Raw genomic sequence first — 14,233 nt, 5'->3', positions numbered from 1 at the left:
CGCGTCCGGAGAGATCGAAATCAGCGTTGCACCGTGACGCACGGACGCTCGGCGCGGTGCTCGAAACGTGCACAGATCCTGTCGCCGTGCCGGAGGGTCCGCCGCATGGGCCACGAGACGATCTCGAACTTGGACTGCGCGATCTGCTCGGACGAAGCCGCCTTCCACCCGCCCAGGGTCTGGATCCGCTTGCCACCCCGTACGACGAAGCTCTCGGCACGGGCACCCGGATACCAGCCCGTCAGGACAGCCCGGACCTCCCGCACCTCCAGGCCGTCACCCACCACGCCGACACCGACCGGCCCCTTGTTGGCCCCGCCGCTCGCATGGGCCGGCGCGGCAACGGCCAGTACGAGCGCCACCGCGGTCACGTACATCGTTCTCCTCATGACGGGATCAACGGCCGAGGGGCGGCGAAGGCACGGCTCGCGCGTCCGGGCCGTCCCCGGACCCTCACGGATGCCGAGCTCCGCCGCACAGCCGCATCCGGGCCCGGGACGGTGCCGATCTGCCACAGGTTTGCCGACTGACCCGAGGAACCTGTTGGCTTATCGAACCGCCGCGCCGGGAACAGCGGGTCCGGTCGGCACGGTTGCATCTACAGAGGGACCGGCGCCGTACGGGCGGGGGTACGTGGAAGCCACCAGGCCGCCCGCCCCGCCAGGATCCGGACCGGACCCAGGGACCGCGGTGCAACCGCCGCGCACTCGTACCAAGACGTACTTCCGCAGGAGGAAAGTTTCATGACCGACCGGCCCTTGACGCTCATGGCAGTGCACGCCCACCCCGATGACGAGGCCACCGGAACCGGAGGGGTCCTCGCCCGCTACGCGGCGGAAGGCATCCGCACGGTGCTCGTGACGTGTACCGACGGCGGTTGCGGTGACGGACCGGGCGGTGTCAAGCCGGGCGATCCCGGGCACGATCCGGCGGCCATTGCCTTGATGCGCCGTCAAGAGCTCGAAGCGAGCCGTGACGTCCTGAAGATCAGCGATCTGGAGACGCTGGACTACGCCGACTCCGGAATGATGGGCTGGCAGAGCAACGACGCCCCCGGAGCCTTCTGGCAGACCCCCGTGGAGAAGGGCGCCGCCCGACTCGCGGAACTCATGCGGCACTACCAGCCCGACGTGGTCGTCACCTACGACGAGAACGGCTTCTACGGCCACCCCGACCACATCCAGGCCCACCGCATCACGATGGCTGCTCTGGAGATGACCGAGCTGACACCGAAGGTGTACTGGACGACGATGCCCCGCTCGGCGATGCAGCGCTTCGGCGAGATCATGCGCGAGTTTCACGAGGACATGCCCGAGCCGGATCCCGCGGAAACCGCCGCGCTCGCCAAGATCGGCCTCCCCGACGACGAGATCACCACCTGGGTGGACACGACCGCATTCAGCGGTCAGAAGTTCGATGCCCTGGCCGCGCACGCCAGCCAGGGCGAGAACATCTTCTTCCTCAGGATGGGCAAGGAGAGGTTCGGCGAGCTGATGGGCATGGAGACCTTCGTACGCGTCCAGGACACCACCGGCGCGGCCCTGCCCGAGAACGACCTCTTCGCCGGACTGCGCTGACCGACCCGTCCGACGGGGGCTTGGGAACTCATCGGCTACGCGGTGCGCGGGGTGTGTCGCACACCCCGCAGGCTCGCCCACGCGAGTACCGCTCCGGCAGCCCGCGCCCAAGCCCCCGTCGGGGCCGCGACGCATGCCCGCACTGTCGATGGCCACGTGAGTGAGTGGGACCGGGCAGCTGTGCCACCACGCCTATAGGGCCTGACGGCGCCAGGTGGCGGATGCGGCGGCCGGGATGCCGGGGTGCGTGGTGAAGCGGGTCTTGAGACCGGTCAGGAATCGAGAAGCCGTGGTTGTGGTGCGGCGCCTAGCGTGTTGGTCATGGCAACCACCGCTTCCACCGCAGCCCACACGTCCCTCGGTTCCGTCACCCTCGAGGTGGCCGACCTCGAGGGCGCCCGCCGCTTCTACAGCGCCTTCGGAGTGGACACCTACATTCACCTGCGGGCGTCCGAGACGCCCTCCACCGGGTTCCGTGGCTTCACGCTGGCGCTCACGGTGTCCGGGCCGGCCACCGTCGACGGCTTCTTCGGCGCCGCCGTGGCAGCAGGCGCCACGGTCCTCAAGCCCGCCGCGAAGTCACTGTGGGGCTACAGCGGCGTCGTCCAGGCCCCGGACGGAACGATCTGGAAGATCGCCACCTCGGCGAAGAAGAACACCGGCCCCGCCACCCACGAGATCGACGACATCGTCCTGCTGATCGGCGTCGAGGCCGTGAAGGCCACCAAGCAGTTCTACCTCGACCAGGGCCTGAGCGTGGCCAAGAGCGTCGGCAGCAAGTACGTCGAGTTCACCCCCGGCCAGCCCGGCGCCGTCAAACTGGCCCTGTACAAGCGCCGCGCCCTCGCCAAGGACCTCGGCGTCCCCGCCGAGGGCACCGGCTCACACCGCATCGCCCTCGGCAGCACCACGGATGCCTTCACCGACCTGGACGGGTTCGCCTGGGAGACCGCCGCGCCGCTCGCTTAACCGGCACGCACACCGAGATCCTCAACCCTGCAGGCCCCCTGCCCTGGGGCGGATACGGCGGCACCTTCGCCGACCCGGACGGCTACATCTGGAGCCTCGGCCACAGCACCCAGGGAACCGACCAGCCCTACGGCGAATAGCCACGACCCCAGCCTCGCAGGCCCCGGCGGCTCGAACCCTTGCCCCCGCACCAGTGGAGTGGTGCGGGGCGCAGGCGTGGATCGTCAGGCGACGACCGTGACGTTGTCGGCCTGGGGGCCCTTGGGGCCCTGGGTTACTTCGAACTCCACCTTCTGGTTCTCCTCCAGCGAGCGGTAGCCCCCCGACTGGATCGCGGAGAAGTGGACGAACACGTCCGGGCCCTCGTCCTGGGCGATGAACCCGAAGCCCTTTTCCGCGTTGAACCACTTCACCGTGCCTGTTGCCATGCTGCTCTCCTTCAAGAGTGACGACGCCGCCAGTACGAGGTTGGAGCCGCAACTGATCAGCGCACATGACGCAAGGTACGGGCCCGAGCACCAGCCGCGATATGCGGAACTCAGCCACCTGAAGGCTCACTTCGGCTAGAAATCCACGCTGCCGAACCGTCCGATGAGCCAGCCGGCCGACCGGCCGCGAGTCGAGCTCAGCCGGGCCCGTTCGACGGGTCGTGGGTGATGAGGTCTCCCGGCTGGCAATCGAGGACCTCGCAGATCCTCGACAGGGTCGAGAAGCGGATGGCTTTGGCCCGCCCGTTCTTGAGGATGGACAGGTTGACGACAGTGATGCCCACCTGTGCGGACAGTTCGGTCAGCGTCATCCCGCGCTCGGCGAGGAGCCGGTCGAGGTGGATCCGGACCGAGTGGAGTTCCTCGTCGGACATCAGATGGTCCCTTCGAGGTCCTCCCGCATGCGCACGCCCTCGCGCATGATCCTGCCCATGACCACCGCGGCGAGACCGGCGAGGACGAGCACCAGCGGCCCCGAGACCGTCGGCCCGGAACCCACGATCGGCGCCATGCTGTCCACCAGCCAGGACTGCGACCAGCCGGCCACCAGACCGGTCAGCGGCGTACCCACCGCGACGAACCAGCCCAGGACCGACAGCCGCCGCGCCACCGCCTCAGTGAACGGGCCCTGCTTCACGACGCCTTCGAGCACCCGGGAGAAGAGCAGCAGCGCGAGGGCGCCGAACAGCAGCCACGGCAGTTCGATCCCGAGGTCGGCCGCGCGCTGGCCCGTGGAAGGGCTGTGCTGGCACAGGCGTGCCGCGCTGCTGGACGCCTCGACCCCCTTGCCGACCGACAGGCCGTCCGGCGCCAGTGCGGCGTTGCGCCAGAACTCGGTCTGCACGCAGATGTCGCCGTCGTCGAGCAGGTGCGTGATCCCGGTGCCGATGAAGGCGAGCCCGCAGAGCATCGCCAGTCCGAAGGTCACCGAGGTCAGAGTCCTCGTGAGCCGTGTGTTCACTGCAGCCCTCCCTATCGATTATCGATAGGTGTGAGAGTAGAGGACCATATCGATAATCGACAAGCCCCCTGGCCGTCGGCGAGAGATTCCCCGAACGGCCCGCCTGCGGTCAGGGCTCCTGGGTGTCGTTGCCCGTCAGTACGCGGGTCGCGGTGCGGGCGAGGCTGTTGAGGGTCTGGGGGTCGGCTGCCGCCTTGCGGAGGTGGAAGAGGAACTCCGTCTTGCCGTCCTTGCGGTGGATCTTGATGTCCACCTTGGTCTGCAGCCAGGAGACCAGGGCCGCCAGCAGGACGATTCCGGCGGCCGCGGCCTCCACGGAGAGCTGATCGTCAGCGGGCGGGTCGGCAGCGATCGGGGCCGCGACCGGTGCGGTGGCGGGGTCCGCCAGGGCCACGTCGAGGAGGCGGCGGGCGGCGGCCGTGGCGGCTGCCTCGTCGTCCAGGATGCGGTCCAGGTCGGCCCGGGCCGTCAGCGAGCGGATGGCCTCGCGGGCCTCGGACTCGCTCAGCTGCGGTGAGGGCGCGGCGGATGCCGAGGCGTCGCTCAGCTCCTCGGTGAGTTCCTGGAGGACGAGCACCAGGGCTCGGTCGTCGAGGGGGTTGGTCAGGGACACGGTCATCTCCAGTCGCCGTTCAGCACCATGGGGGCAAAGTGGTAGGGGTGGGTGAGCCACGGGGCGCCCGACCGATCGAGCAGTTCACGCTGGGCGCGCCAATAGCAGACCCAGAGGGGTGTGTTCGGATCGGCCTTCATCCGTGAGTAGAGGGCGGACACCTGCAGGCCGGAGCTCTCCTGGTCGACGTTCCAGAGCGTGGAGAGCACCGAGCGCGCCCCCGCCTGCAGGAACGCCCTGGTCAGCCCTGCGAATTCGTCGCCTCGGTTCGTCTCGGCCTGCCAGGCGGAGGAGCACGCCCGCAGCGTGAGCAGGGCCGGAACCGACGGATGGTCGGCGAGTTGGGAGGGCCGCAGGAGCGCGGCGCTGCGCTGCGCGACCGACAGGCGCCGGATGTGCTTCGTGGGCGGCTCCGACGTGCCGAGGGGCGAGAGGACGAGCCCGGACTCCATCGGGTTGGCCGGGTCCGCGTAGCCGTGGCAGGTGAAGTGCGCGACATCCGCGGCGCTCAGGGCGTGGAGGACAGCCGACGGGTGCGCGTCCGCCCCGGTGAGTTCCGTGACCTGCCAGCCCGCCGACTTCAGCAGCGTGCCGTCCGTCCGGAAGAGCTCGGGGTTGGGGTCCTCCTGTGCGGCTACGCCGACGAACAGGGCCCGCCCTGTGCGGCGCAGCGGAGTGCGCCGGCGCAGGACGGGTGCCAGCACGCTCAGACTCGGGGTGTAGGTCAGGCAGTTGCGGGTCGCCAGCCGGGCGCCGTCCGCCATGGGCAGGGCGTGCAGCGGCAGGAGGTGCAGTGGGCCGTGGGGTGCCACGCAGATCAGGGTCTGCGGCGGAGCGAACCCGGCGAACGCGGTCAGGCGCGGGCCTAGAGCGTCGAGGAAGGCGATGCTGCGACGGTGCGGGGCGCGCGGCCTGAGCGGGGCGAGGGGCGGGAAGCCCTGGGGGTCGCCGTTGAAGATCCGGCGGAGTTCGTCCGCCGCTCCTTGCAGTTCGTCCCGGCCGATCCGCACCCGCTCGGCCCGCAGCTCCGCATTGGTGGCGAGTACGAACACGTACGTGTGCCGCGTGCCGCAGAAGAAGGACACGAAGGCCATGCCCTCGGGCGGCGCCGCCTCGGCGAGCAGGGCCTCGGTCTCGGCGGATGTCAGCGGGGCCGCCCCCAGGTGGGCGAGCGTGGTCGGCGACTTCGCCTCCTCGTGCAGGTCGAACGCGAGCCGCCAGGCCTCGCTCTCGGTGAGGCCGAGGGCTTCCGGGGCGCCGACCAGGAGCCCGAGGAGGGCCTCGTAGATACCGAAGTGCTCGCTCACCAGCTCGGCGCGCCGGTCGGGCACCTGCGTACGGGCGAGGAGACGCTGGACGTGCCTCCGGGCCAGCTGGTACTCGGCCAGTGCCGCTCGTGGCCGGCCGAGTTCGTGGGCGAGTACGGAGGCGAAGCGCGTCCGGACGGCCAGGCACTCCAGACCTTCCGGGTCGCGGGAGGTGGCCTCCGCGAGGAGGTCGGCGAACAGCCGGTGCCCCCGCTCCTGCTCGCCCCCGCGGATGACCTCACGGGCCAGGAACGCCCCTACGGCCGCCCTGTGCCGCCAAGAGGTGAGCTGGGCGAAGGCGGACTGGAGCAGGCGGAGGTGGGCCACGCGGTCCTGGTCGTCGAACTTCTGTCCGCGCAGGAGGTAGTCGCCGAGGGCGGTGTCGTAGTGCCCGGAGGTGATTCCCGTGATGAGCGCCGCGAGGTACAGGTGTTTGGCCGAGTCTGCGTCGCCGAGGGCGGATGTCGCGTCCGCGAGACCGAACCAGCTGATCAGCTCCCCGGTGTCGCCCTGCGGCAGGATGCGGCATCCGTTGATCGCGTCGAGGAAACTGTTCCGGGCACCGGCGGCGTCGCCCATGGCGAGGCGGACCTGGCCGATGTTGTTGAGCGTGGCCGACACCCTGCGGTCGTGGTGATGGCGCCGCGCTTCGGCCAGGACCTGCTCGAAGGCCTGGAGGGCTTCGCGCTGCCGTCCCGCCTTCGAGAGGGAGGCGGCGCCGTTCGTCACGGCCTCGAATCGACGCCGCTCGTCCCCACAGCGCTGGGCTGCCAGCCCGGCCGCGGCGAAGTCGGCTGCGCCGAGGTCGTACTCCCCGAGGTCCTCCTGGATCAGGCCGCGCAGGTTCAGGAGTGATGAGCGCTCGGCCGCGGCTGCCTCATGATCGGGCAGCGCCTCCAGGGCGGCGTTCACGTGGGGCAGCGCCTCACTGGTCCGGCCGAGGGAGCGGAGACATCCGGCGAGCTCCTCATGGAAGAGCCGGGCGGCCACCGTGTCCGCGTGGGCCGTCGCGGCCGTCAGACCCTCGCGGGCCATCCGGACGGCCTCCTCCAGCTCCCCGCCCGTGTCGGTCAACGCCGTTCGGGCGGCCAACAGTTGGAGCCGCAGCGTGTCCCCGGCCGGGGTGCCGTCCGGCTGCGCCCGGTCGAGGTGCCGGCGCGCGGCCCGCGCCGCCCCCCTGCGTCGCTGCAGCGCTGACCACATCACCCGGCCGAAGGCCTGGTCGTTCGGTCCGCCCCAGACCACGCCGATGACGGCAATGGCCGAGGCGTGGCGCTCCCTCTCCACGGTGCGTGCGTCCGCGAACCAGGACTGCAGGAGGGGCACGGAGGCGCGGGCCAGCTCCGGGTACCGCCGGGCGACGAGGTACTGGTCGAGCGCGGAACCGTAGGCGAGTAGGCGGTCCAGGAGCTCCGTCGGCGTCGCCGGCGCTCGCGATGCCCCTGTCACAGCCGAGCGCGGGAGCGCCTCTTCCACACGTGGAACCAATGACCGCAGGAACGCGGCCTCGGCGTGCTGTCCGCCGGCCTCGGCGGTCTTTGCGCGAGCACGCAGGCCGACGAGGAGCTCCTGGCCGTCGAAGGGCAGCGCGGCTTCGAGGACAGCAGGCAGACGGCTGAGCTGGTCCAGCAGGAGCAGGCGCTCGATGATGTCCTGGGTCTGCGTCAAGTTCCACGCACCCTGTCGTACTGGGCCTGGAACGCTGCCCGGGATCCCGCGTCCGGCGCGAGGGGCAGGGCTGCGGTGAAGTGGCGGTCCATCCGCTGGTCTCCGGCCACGCCGTAGACCATGGCGAGGGCAGCGTGCCCGTAGAAGTCGAGCGCCCCGGTGGCGGCCAGACCATCGGCCAGCCACAGCCCCTCGGCGACGTGTCCCGCGCGGACCTCTGCCTGCATCAGGCAGCGCTGGATGTCCGGGTTGTTCGGACACATCCGGTACTGCGACCGGAGGTCCCGCAGGGCGCCGTGTGCGTCCTCAGTGCCCGAGGAGGCGACCGCGAGCAACCGGTCCGGGTTCGGAAGGCCGGCCGGACCGGCGGAGCGCCAATGATCGAGGATGGCGGACCGGGGAGCGACCCGTTCCAAGGCGAGCAGCGCCTCGTGCCACTCCGCCTCGGCTCCCGCCTGGTGGGTCGCTGCCGTGAGGAGTTCCAGCACCTGTGAGTGATCGCCGTGGAGGCGGCGCGCCCGGTTCAGGGCGTCCACGACGTCCGGCCAGTCAACGCCGCTGCGCGGGGTCCGGGCCAGCTGGTAGAGGGCCCTTGCCAGCATGATGTGTTCGTCGATGTCGCCGCCCTCGTCGGCGATCCGCTCGGACAGGAAGCCGGCCCGGCGCTGCTGAAAGTCCATCTCGGCCACACGCCACTGCAACCACACGCGGACGTCGGCGAGTTGACGGTCGGCGGCGGCGAATCCGGGGAAGGCCGCCAGGATGCGCTCCAGCTCCCGGCACGCCCGTTCCACACTGCCGATCAGGATGTAGGCGCTGGCGAGATCGCACCGCACGGCCGGATCCGCCGGGCCGGAGTCGGCCAGGAACTCCAGCAACGGGACCCCCTCCATGGGGAGTTCTGCCACCAGATAGGCCGATGCCAGCGCATGCAGGTCTCCCGACAGGCCGGCGGCCATGGCCAGCGCTTCCAGGGAGGCGAGCTTCGCCGGATCCCTGGTCGAAACGAACTGCTCGTAGCACTCGACCACTTGGGGACTTGAGTGCTCTCCTCGATACTGCGGACCCCAACCTATGATCGGTTCACCAGTCACGCTGGACCACCCCCCGTTGCCCGCTCGCGCACCCGGGCATCCTGTCGGCTCAGATCATCGGGCGACAAAGAGTCTGCCAGCTACACCGGTTCCGCGTTGGGCGTGACGGTGAACCGGGTACTGGGGGTTGTCGTCCGCTGCCCCCGTGGGGGTTCGAGCGGGGGGCTGGGCACTTGCTGACGATCAACGTGGCGTTGCTGCTGATGGTCATCGTTGTTCTGCGACTGCGCCGTCGCACGCAGGCCCGCAGCCGGTCCGACGAGAAGATGACCGTGCTCATCGTCCTGGCGCTCGGCATCGTCCTCGCCCCTACCGATGTCGGCCAGGGCATCGCCAACTTCCTGGGCCAACTCGTCGGCAGTGTCTCCCAGGCCAGCCAGTGAGCGGGCATCGTCGTCCGGTCCGGCGTTCCGGCCGTCGGCCCCGGCGGCGGAAGAATCAGCGCCGGGAACAGGTGGTCCTCACCGCTCTCGCGGCGACGCTCGCGCTCAGCGTGATGGTCGCCGCGTTGCGGTGGCTGGCCGCCCACCCCTGGACCGTGGCGGCCGTACTGCTCGTGGCGGCCGCCGGAGCCGGCGCCTGGGCATGGCGGCGCGGGAAGGCAGCCCGGTGGGACCAGGTCCGGGCGAGCGGTCTGCGCTACGCGCTCGGACAGCTCGACGGCCTCCATCACCGGGCGTTCGAGTTCGCGGTACGGGACCTGCTGCGCCGCGACGGCTGCGCGGACGCCCAGCAGGTCGGCGGACGCGGTGACAACGGCGCCGACGTCAAGGCCACCGACCCCTACGGCCGCCGGTGGGCCATCCAGTGCAAACACAGGAAGGACGGCTGGTCCGGGAAGCCCGTCGGTACCCCCGACCTGCACGTCCTCAACGGCACCGGCAGGCAGATCCACAACGGTGACGTCCTGGTCATGCTCACCAACGGCCGCATCACCGACAACGCGGTGCAGTTCGCGAAGTCCCAACGGCTCCACCTGGTCGACCGCCACCTCCTCGCCGACTGGGCCAGCGGATCCCGCCCGCTGTGGGACCTCTTGCGCGCCCTGCCTCCGGCCGGCCGCCAAACCGGCCCTTAAGACCCCGACCTGCCGGCCACCTGCCCGGCCCCCCGGATCACCCGGTCAGTGGCCGAGGCGACGCCACGTTCGAGACCCCGCTCACCCTGCGGTGAGGCAGGCACGCCCACGCCGCTCAGCCGTGGCTCAGGAGCACCTTCAGCAGCTGATCCGGCGCCTCCCTCATGACGTTGTGGCCGCTTTCGACGGCGTGCGTGCGCCACTGTGGTGAGCCGCTCAGCCGCTCGTACAGCTCCGTGAAGGGTGACGGCGTCGGCCACTTGGTGGCGTAGACGTACGACTTCTCGGCGAAGCGTGCCAGATCGCCCTCCAGGCGGACCGCCTGGAGCAGTGAGGCCAGCGGGTGCGGGGTGGCGCGCGGGTCGAAGAAGGGGAGCGGGGCGCTGGTGTAGCCGTTCTCCCCGGTGCCGTCGAGGTACCACTCGCGCTCGTTGTCCGACACCAGCGACCAGGTGGACTGACCGTCTTCGGGGACCATCGCGTCCACGTACACCAGCCCCTTCACGCGCTCCGGGACCCGGTCGGCGGCGCCGGTGATGACCATGCCCCCGTAGCTGTGGCCGACCAGGACGGCATCGGTGACCGCCTCGTCCTCCAGCAGGTTCACCACGTCCGCGATGTGCGTGTCCAGGTTCACGGACGGGGTCAGCAGGTGCCTGCGGCTGCCGAGTCCGGTCAGGCTCAGCGGATAGGCGTGGTGCCCGAGGCTCCGCAGTTCGCGGGCGAGCGGCTCGAAGGTCCAGGCGCCGTGCCAGGCACCGGGGACGAGTACGTACGTGGTCACTTTCGGGCTCCTCGAATCGTGTCGGCGCCGGTGGAGGTGGTGGAGGCGGCCCCGGTGGTCAGTACGATCTTGCCGCTGGTGCGTCCGGATTGCGAGAGCTCGTGCGCCCTGCCCGCCTCGGCCAGCGGCAGCACCTGCGCGATGTGCGGGCGCAGTTCGCCCCGTTCGGCGAGCGCGGCTATCTCCCGCATCCCCGCGTGGTCGGCCTCCACGGCCATGAACACCGCCCGGACGCCGAGCGCCGCCGCCTCCTCGGCCAGGGCCGCTTCGTCGGGCGAGGCGAGGGAGACCACGATGCCGCCGGGGCGCAGGGTGCGCAGCGAGCGCGGGCCGTAGGTGCCTCCGATGGTGTCCACGACGACGTCCATGCCGGACACGACCTCGGCGAAGTCGGTGGTGCGGTAGTCGATCACCTCGTCGGCGCCGAGCGAGCGGACGAAGGCGTGCTTGGCGGCGCTCGCGGTGCCGATGACGTACGCGCCGCGGGCCTTGGCGATCTGGACGGCCAGGTGCCCCACTCCCCCGGCCGCCGCGTGCACCAGCACCCGCTCCCCCGGCCGCACGCCTGCCGTGTCCACCAGGGCCTGCCAGGCGGTGAGGGCGGCCAGCGGGAGGGCGGCGGCTTGTACGTGGTCGAGTCCGGCGGGCTTGTGCGCGAGGTGCCGGGCGGGAGAGGTGGCGTACTCGGCGTAGGTTCCGGCCGGGACAGGGTGGCGGGGCATGCCGAACACCTCGTCGCCCGGCTGGAAGAGCGTGACGCCGATACCGACGGCCTCGACGGTGCCGGAGAGGTCCCAGCCGAGCGGGACGGGCGACCCGTCGGCCCCGGACAGACCGCCGGTGGCCCGGTGCCAGACGTCGGTGGGGTTGACGGCCGCGGCATGGATCCGTACGAGCACTTCCGCGGGGCCGGGCGCCGGACGCGCGGTCTCGGTGAGGCGGAGCACTTCGGGGCCGCCGAGGGCGGTCTGGGTGATGGCCCACATGGTTCGCCCGGCCGGACCGCCGTGCCCGGCCTGCTCGTTGTCCTGGTGCTGCTGGTGCTGCGTCTTCGTCGTCGTCGCTGTCATCGTCGTTGTCATCGTCGTCGTCGTCATGTGATCAAGGATGCGGCGCCCTAGCCCGGCGGACGAGTGGCCGGAGTGACACGATGTGAAAAGATCCGGCCATGCCTCCTGAGCGGATCCACCGGGTCGTCGTCCTGGCCCTCGACGGGGTCTACCCCTTCGAAATGACCATTCCGGTGCGGATCTTCGGTACGGCCGAAAGCCCGGACGGCGCACCCCTCTACGAGATCCTCACCTGCAGCCTCGACGGCCGCCCGGTCCGCACCAGTGCCGACTTCAGCATCACGGTCGAGCACGGCGGCGAGGCGGTCGCCACCGCCGACACCCTCGTGATCCCGCCCTTCATCTGTGGCCCGGGAGCCGACGGCGCGGACCCCGGCGCGGTGGAGTGGCTGCCCGCCGAACTGGCCCGGACCCTGTCCCGGCTCCCCGCCGGCGCACGGATCGTCTCGATGTGCACGGCCTCCTACGTCCTGGCCACCGCGGGCCTCCTCGACGGCCGCCGGGCAACCACCCACTGGAACGAGGCGGAACACTTCCAGGCTGCCTTCCCCCAGGTCGAGGTCGACGCGGACGTCCTGTTCGTGGACGGCGGCCAGGTGCTCACGGCCGCCGGGGTGGCCGCCGGAGTCGACCTCTGCCTGCACCTGCTGCGCCGCGACCACGGCAGCGCGGTGGCCAACCGGGTCGCCCGGCTGTGTGTCGTACCGCCGTGGCGGGAGGGCGGGCAGGCGCAGTTCATCGAACGGCCGGTGCCGGAGGTCTCGCAGGCGAGCACCGCCGCGACCCGCGAATGGGCTCTGACCCGGCTCGGTCGCCCGATCGCGCTGGCGGAGCTGGCGCGGCACGCGGGGATGAGCGTACGGACCTTCTCGCGCCGGTTCCGCGACGAGGTCGGGATGACCCCCGGCCAGTGGCTCACCCGGCAGCGCGTCGAGCACGCCCGGCGCCTGCTGGAGGTCACCGACCTGCCGGTGGACCGCATCGCACAGGAGGCGGGCCTGGGTACGGGCGCCTCACTGCGACGGCACATGGCACACGCGATCGGGGTCGCACCGATGGTGTATCGGCAGACGTTCCGGGCTCGGGCGAACTAGGTGGCCCAGGGCCCTTTTCGGTATCAGGCAGCATGGTGGCCCAGCAGTTGGGATTCCGACTCGTCTCAGCGAAGACGGGCCAGGAGGTGGGCGTCGAGGAAGCCCCGCTCGGATGCCGGGTCGTGGAGGAGGCGGGCGAAGGTGACGAGCCCGGCCCCGGCCAGCAGCTCCGCGAACCGGTTCGCCGGCCAGCTGTAGGCGGGTGTCACCTTGTGATCGAAGCGGACCGGCTCGGGTGCGTCGGTCGCAAAGAGAGAGACCAGGAGCAGGCCGCCCGGTGCCAGGACGCGCGCCTGCTCGACGAGGAGCGCGGGCAGTTCCCCGGGCGGGGTGTGGATCATCGAGTAGTGGGCCAGGACGCCGCCGAGTGCTCCGTCCTCGACCGGCAGGGCCTCCATCGGCGCCTCGTCGAACCGCAGCGCCGGATGGGCCCGCCTGGCGTGGTCGACCATGGCCGGGGAGAGGTCGAGCCCGAAGGCGTCCAGGCCCAGGTCGTGCAGCATGGCCGTCAGATGTCCGGGCCCGCAGCCGACGTCGGCCACCCGTGTGTTCCCCGACCCGCGCACCAGCTCGGCGAAGGTGTCGACCATGGCCCGCGCGAACGGCCGCGTCTCCAGCCGATCGGCGAACATCGACGCGTACAGGTCGACGACCCCGTTGTAGGCCGCCCTGGTCTCGTCCTGGTGCTCCATCACGAGGAGGAAGCTAACACCCGCGCTCGGAGCTTTCGGCGGCGGGCGCAGCGCAGTTCGGGCAGACCGGCGCGCCCTCGGAGCTCAGGCTGCCCCAGAAGACGGTCCGAGCTCGGATGACGGCCAGCCCGTCGGCTCCCCGGCCTGGCCACTCCACGGCCTCGTCCCATCGCCGCCCCGGCAGGAAGACCGGCCTGCCGAGCATCTCGTGCGTCTGCTCAGCGAGCACGACCTGCTCTTCGGCCAGCCATCCCACCACCCTCGACGCGAGAGCTTCCCTGTAGACGCCGGCCGCCGAGGACGTCAGGCCTCCGTCGCGCTGGACAGTGCTTCGGTGATCAGGCGGGTGGCGAAGTCGGGGTCGTCGGTGATGCGGTTGATCTGCTCCGCGAGGAGGATGGCGGTGGCTTCCAGGGGGTTCATCTCCGCCTCGGTCCACTCGCCGTACTGCTTGCGCCAGAGGCTGGGGCTCAGGCCGGTGCCTGCCGCGATGACCATGCCGGCCATGGTGGGGATGGCCTCGGAAGGGATGCTCCGGGACATCGTGCTCATGGTGGCCACGAGGTTGGGGACCACGTACTCGATGACGTCCTTGTCGTGCTCCTCGCAGGCTTTCCGCAGCCACGTCATGAACATGTAGATGAGCGTGCACGCGCCGTCGAGCAGGGCGTCGGCTTCCCCGGGCCCCAAGGACGCGATGAACTGGTCGGTCAGCCGGCGCTGTTCGGGGCCGATCTCGGTCTTGTCGCCGTAGATCAGCTTGAGGCGGGAGTCGATCACCATGAGGGCCGCATCCACGTCGCCGGCGGGAGCGTACTGAGAGTCGCAGGACGATGGC

At 70.8% G+C, this 14,233-nt stretch carries 17 protein-coding genes; 5 read left to right on the top strand and 12 right to left on the bottom strand.

All coding sequences use genetic code 11. The features are described 5' to 3' along the window. Window positions 1-20: 20 nt before the first annotated feature. Entirely contained in the window at window positions 21-377 is a 357-nt protein-coding gene (locus tag OHU74_RS33975) for a hypothetical protein (protein ID WP_371619488.1), read from the bottom strand. Between the two features lie 366 nt (window positions 378-743). Between OHU74_RS33975 and OHU74_RS33970 the strand changes: the two genes are divergently transcribed. Together OHU74_RS33970 and OHU74_RS33965 are read left to right on the top strand one after the other, a co-directional pair. Continuing rightward, window positions 744-1,577, top strand: a complete 834-nt coding sequence (locus OHU74_RS33970) for a PIG-L family deacetylase (RefSeq protein WP_371619487.1) — start codon at window positions 744-746, stop codon at window positions 1,575-1,577. Window positions 1,578-1,898: 321 nt separating this feature from the next. Further along, on the top strand, window positions 1,899-2,546 hold the full coding sequence (locus tag OHU74_RS33965) for a glyoxalase (protein ID WP_371619486.1): 648 nt from the start codon (window positions 1,899-1,901) through the stop codon (window positions 2,544-2,546). Between the two features lie 224 nt (window positions 2,547-2,770). Here OHU74_RS33965 and OHU74_RS33960 read toward each other — a convergent pair whose 3' ends face one another. The 6 genes from OHU74_RS33960 to OHU74_RS33935 form a co-directional block, all read right to left on the bottom strand. Next, window positions 2,771-2,974 carry a cold-shock protein gene (locus OHU74_RS33960; RefSeq protein ID WP_330300252.1) on the bottom strand — a complete coding sequence of 68 codons (204 nt, stop codon included), beginning with the start codon at window positions 2,972-2,974 and terminating at the stop codon, window positions 2,771-2,773. Between the two features lie 197 nt (window positions 2,975-3,171). Beyond that, a complete protein-coding gene (locus OHU74_RS33955) occupies window positions 3,172-3,408 on the bottom strand; it encodes a helix-turn-helix domain-containing protein (RefSeq protein ID WP_371619485.1) in 237 nt (78 codons plus the stop codon). Next, the gene (locus OHU74_RS33950; protein WP_371619484.1) at window positions 3,408-3,995 is read right to left on the bottom strand and encodes a DUF2975 domain-containing protein; all 588 of its coding nucleotides are present in this window, start codon (window positions 3,993-3,995) and stop codon (window positions 3,408-3,410) included. The genes OHU74_RS33955 and OHU74_RS33950 overlap by 1 nt, the downstream gene beginning before the upstream one ends. 109 nt (window positions 3,996-4,104) lie before the next feature. Continuing rightward, window positions 4,105-4,608: a hypothetical protein gene (locus OHU74_RS33945; RefSeq protein WP_371619483.1), complete on the bottom strand. Its 504-nt coding sequence runs from the start codon at window positions 4,606-4,608 to the stop codon at window positions 4,105-4,107. 2 nt (window positions 4,609-4,610) lie between these two features. Next, entirely contained in the window at window positions 4,611-7,583 is a 2,973-nt protein-coding gene (locus OHU74_RS33940; RefSeq protein WP_371619482.1) for a CHAT domain-containing protein, read from the bottom strand. Then, on the bottom strand, window positions 7,580-8,614 hold the full coding sequence (locus tag OHU74_RS33935; protein ID WP_371619481.1) for a tetratricopeptide repeat protein: 1,035 nt from the start codon (window positions 8,612-8,614) through the stop codon (window positions 7,580-7,582). The genes OHU74_RS33940 and OHU74_RS33935 overlap by 4 nt, the downstream gene beginning before the upstream one ends. Window positions 8,615-8,850: 236 nt before the next feature. Here OHU74_RS33935 and OHU74_RS33930 point away from each other — a divergent pair, with 236 nt between their 5' ends. Both OHU74_RS33930 and OHU74_RS33925 read left to right on the top strand, forming a co-directional pair. Further along, window positions 8,851-9,060, top strand: a complete 210-nt coding sequence (locus tag OHU74_RS33930) for a hypothetical protein (protein ID WP_371619480.1) — start codon at window positions 8,851-8,853, stop codon at window positions 9,058-9,060. Window positions 9,061-9,131: 71 nt separating this feature from the next. Then, window positions 9,132-9,755 (top strand): restriction endonuclease, encoded by a 624-nt coding sequence (locus OHU74_RS33925; protein WP_371619479.1) that lies wholly within the window; start codon window positions 9,132-9,134, stop codon window positions 9,753-9,755. 115 nt (window positions 9,756-9,870) lie between these two features. On the opposite strand, the gene OHU74_RS33920 is transcribed toward OHU74_RS33925, so the two are convergent. Both OHU74_RS33920 and OHU74_RS33915 read right to left on the bottom strand, forming a co-directional pair. Continuing rightward, entirely contained in the window at window positions 9,871-10,539 is a 669-nt protein-coding gene (locus OHU74_RS33920) for an alpha/beta fold hydrolase (protein WP_371619478.1), read from the bottom strand. Continuing rightward, complete coding sequence (locus OHU74_RS33915) at window positions 10,536-11,525, bottom strand: NADP-dependent oxidoreductase (RefSeq protein ID WP_371619886.1); 990 nt, start codon at window positions 11,523-11,525, stop codon at window positions 10,536-10,538. The genes OHU74_RS33920 and OHU74_RS33915 overlap by 4 nt, the downstream gene beginning before the upstream one ends. A gap of 182 nt (window positions 11,526-11,707) precedes the next feature. Between OHU74_RS33915 and OHU74_RS33910 the strand changes: the two genes are divergently transcribed. Then, a complete protein-coding gene (locus OHU74_RS33910; RefSeq protein WP_371619477.1) occupies window positions 11,708-12,703 on the top strand; it encodes a GlxA family transcriptional regulator in 996 nt (331 codons plus the stop codon). 65 nt (window positions 12,704-12,768) lie between these two features. On the opposite strand, the gene OHU74_RS33905 is transcribed toward OHU74_RS33910, so the two are convergent. From OHU74_RS33905 to OHU74_RS33895, 3 genes are all read right to left on the bottom strand, one after another. After that, the gene (locus OHU74_RS33905; protein WP_371619476.1) at window positions 12,769-13,398 is read right to left on the bottom strand and encodes a class I SAM-dependent methyltransferase; all 630 of its coding nucleotides are present in this window, start codon (window positions 13,396-13,398) and stop codon (window positions 12,769-12,771) included. 10 nt (window positions 13,399-13,408) lie between these two features. Next, window positions 13,409-13,624 (bottom strand): hypothetical protein, encoded by a 216-nt coding sequence (locus OHU74_RS33900; protein WP_371619475.1) that lies wholly within the window; start codon window positions 13,622-13,624, stop codon window positions 13,409-13,411. Between the two features lie 74 nt (window positions 13,625-13,698). Next, window positions 13,699-14,178 (bottom strand): hypothetical protein, encoded by a 480-nt coding sequence (locus OHU74_RS33895; protein WP_371619474.1) that lies wholly within the window; start codon window positions 14,176-14,178, stop codon window positions 13,699-13,701. Between the last annotated feature and the right edge of the window lie 55 nt (window positions 14,179-14,233).

Origin of the sequence: Streptomyces sp. NBC_00454 (assembly GCF_041434015.1) — a bacterium.
GTDB lineage: Bacteria > Actinomycetota > Actinomycetes > Streptomycetales > Streptomycetaceae > Streptomyces.
The sequence above is the reverse complement of the archived record's forward strand: the minus strand, read 5'-3'. Positions and strand labels throughout refer to the sequence as shown.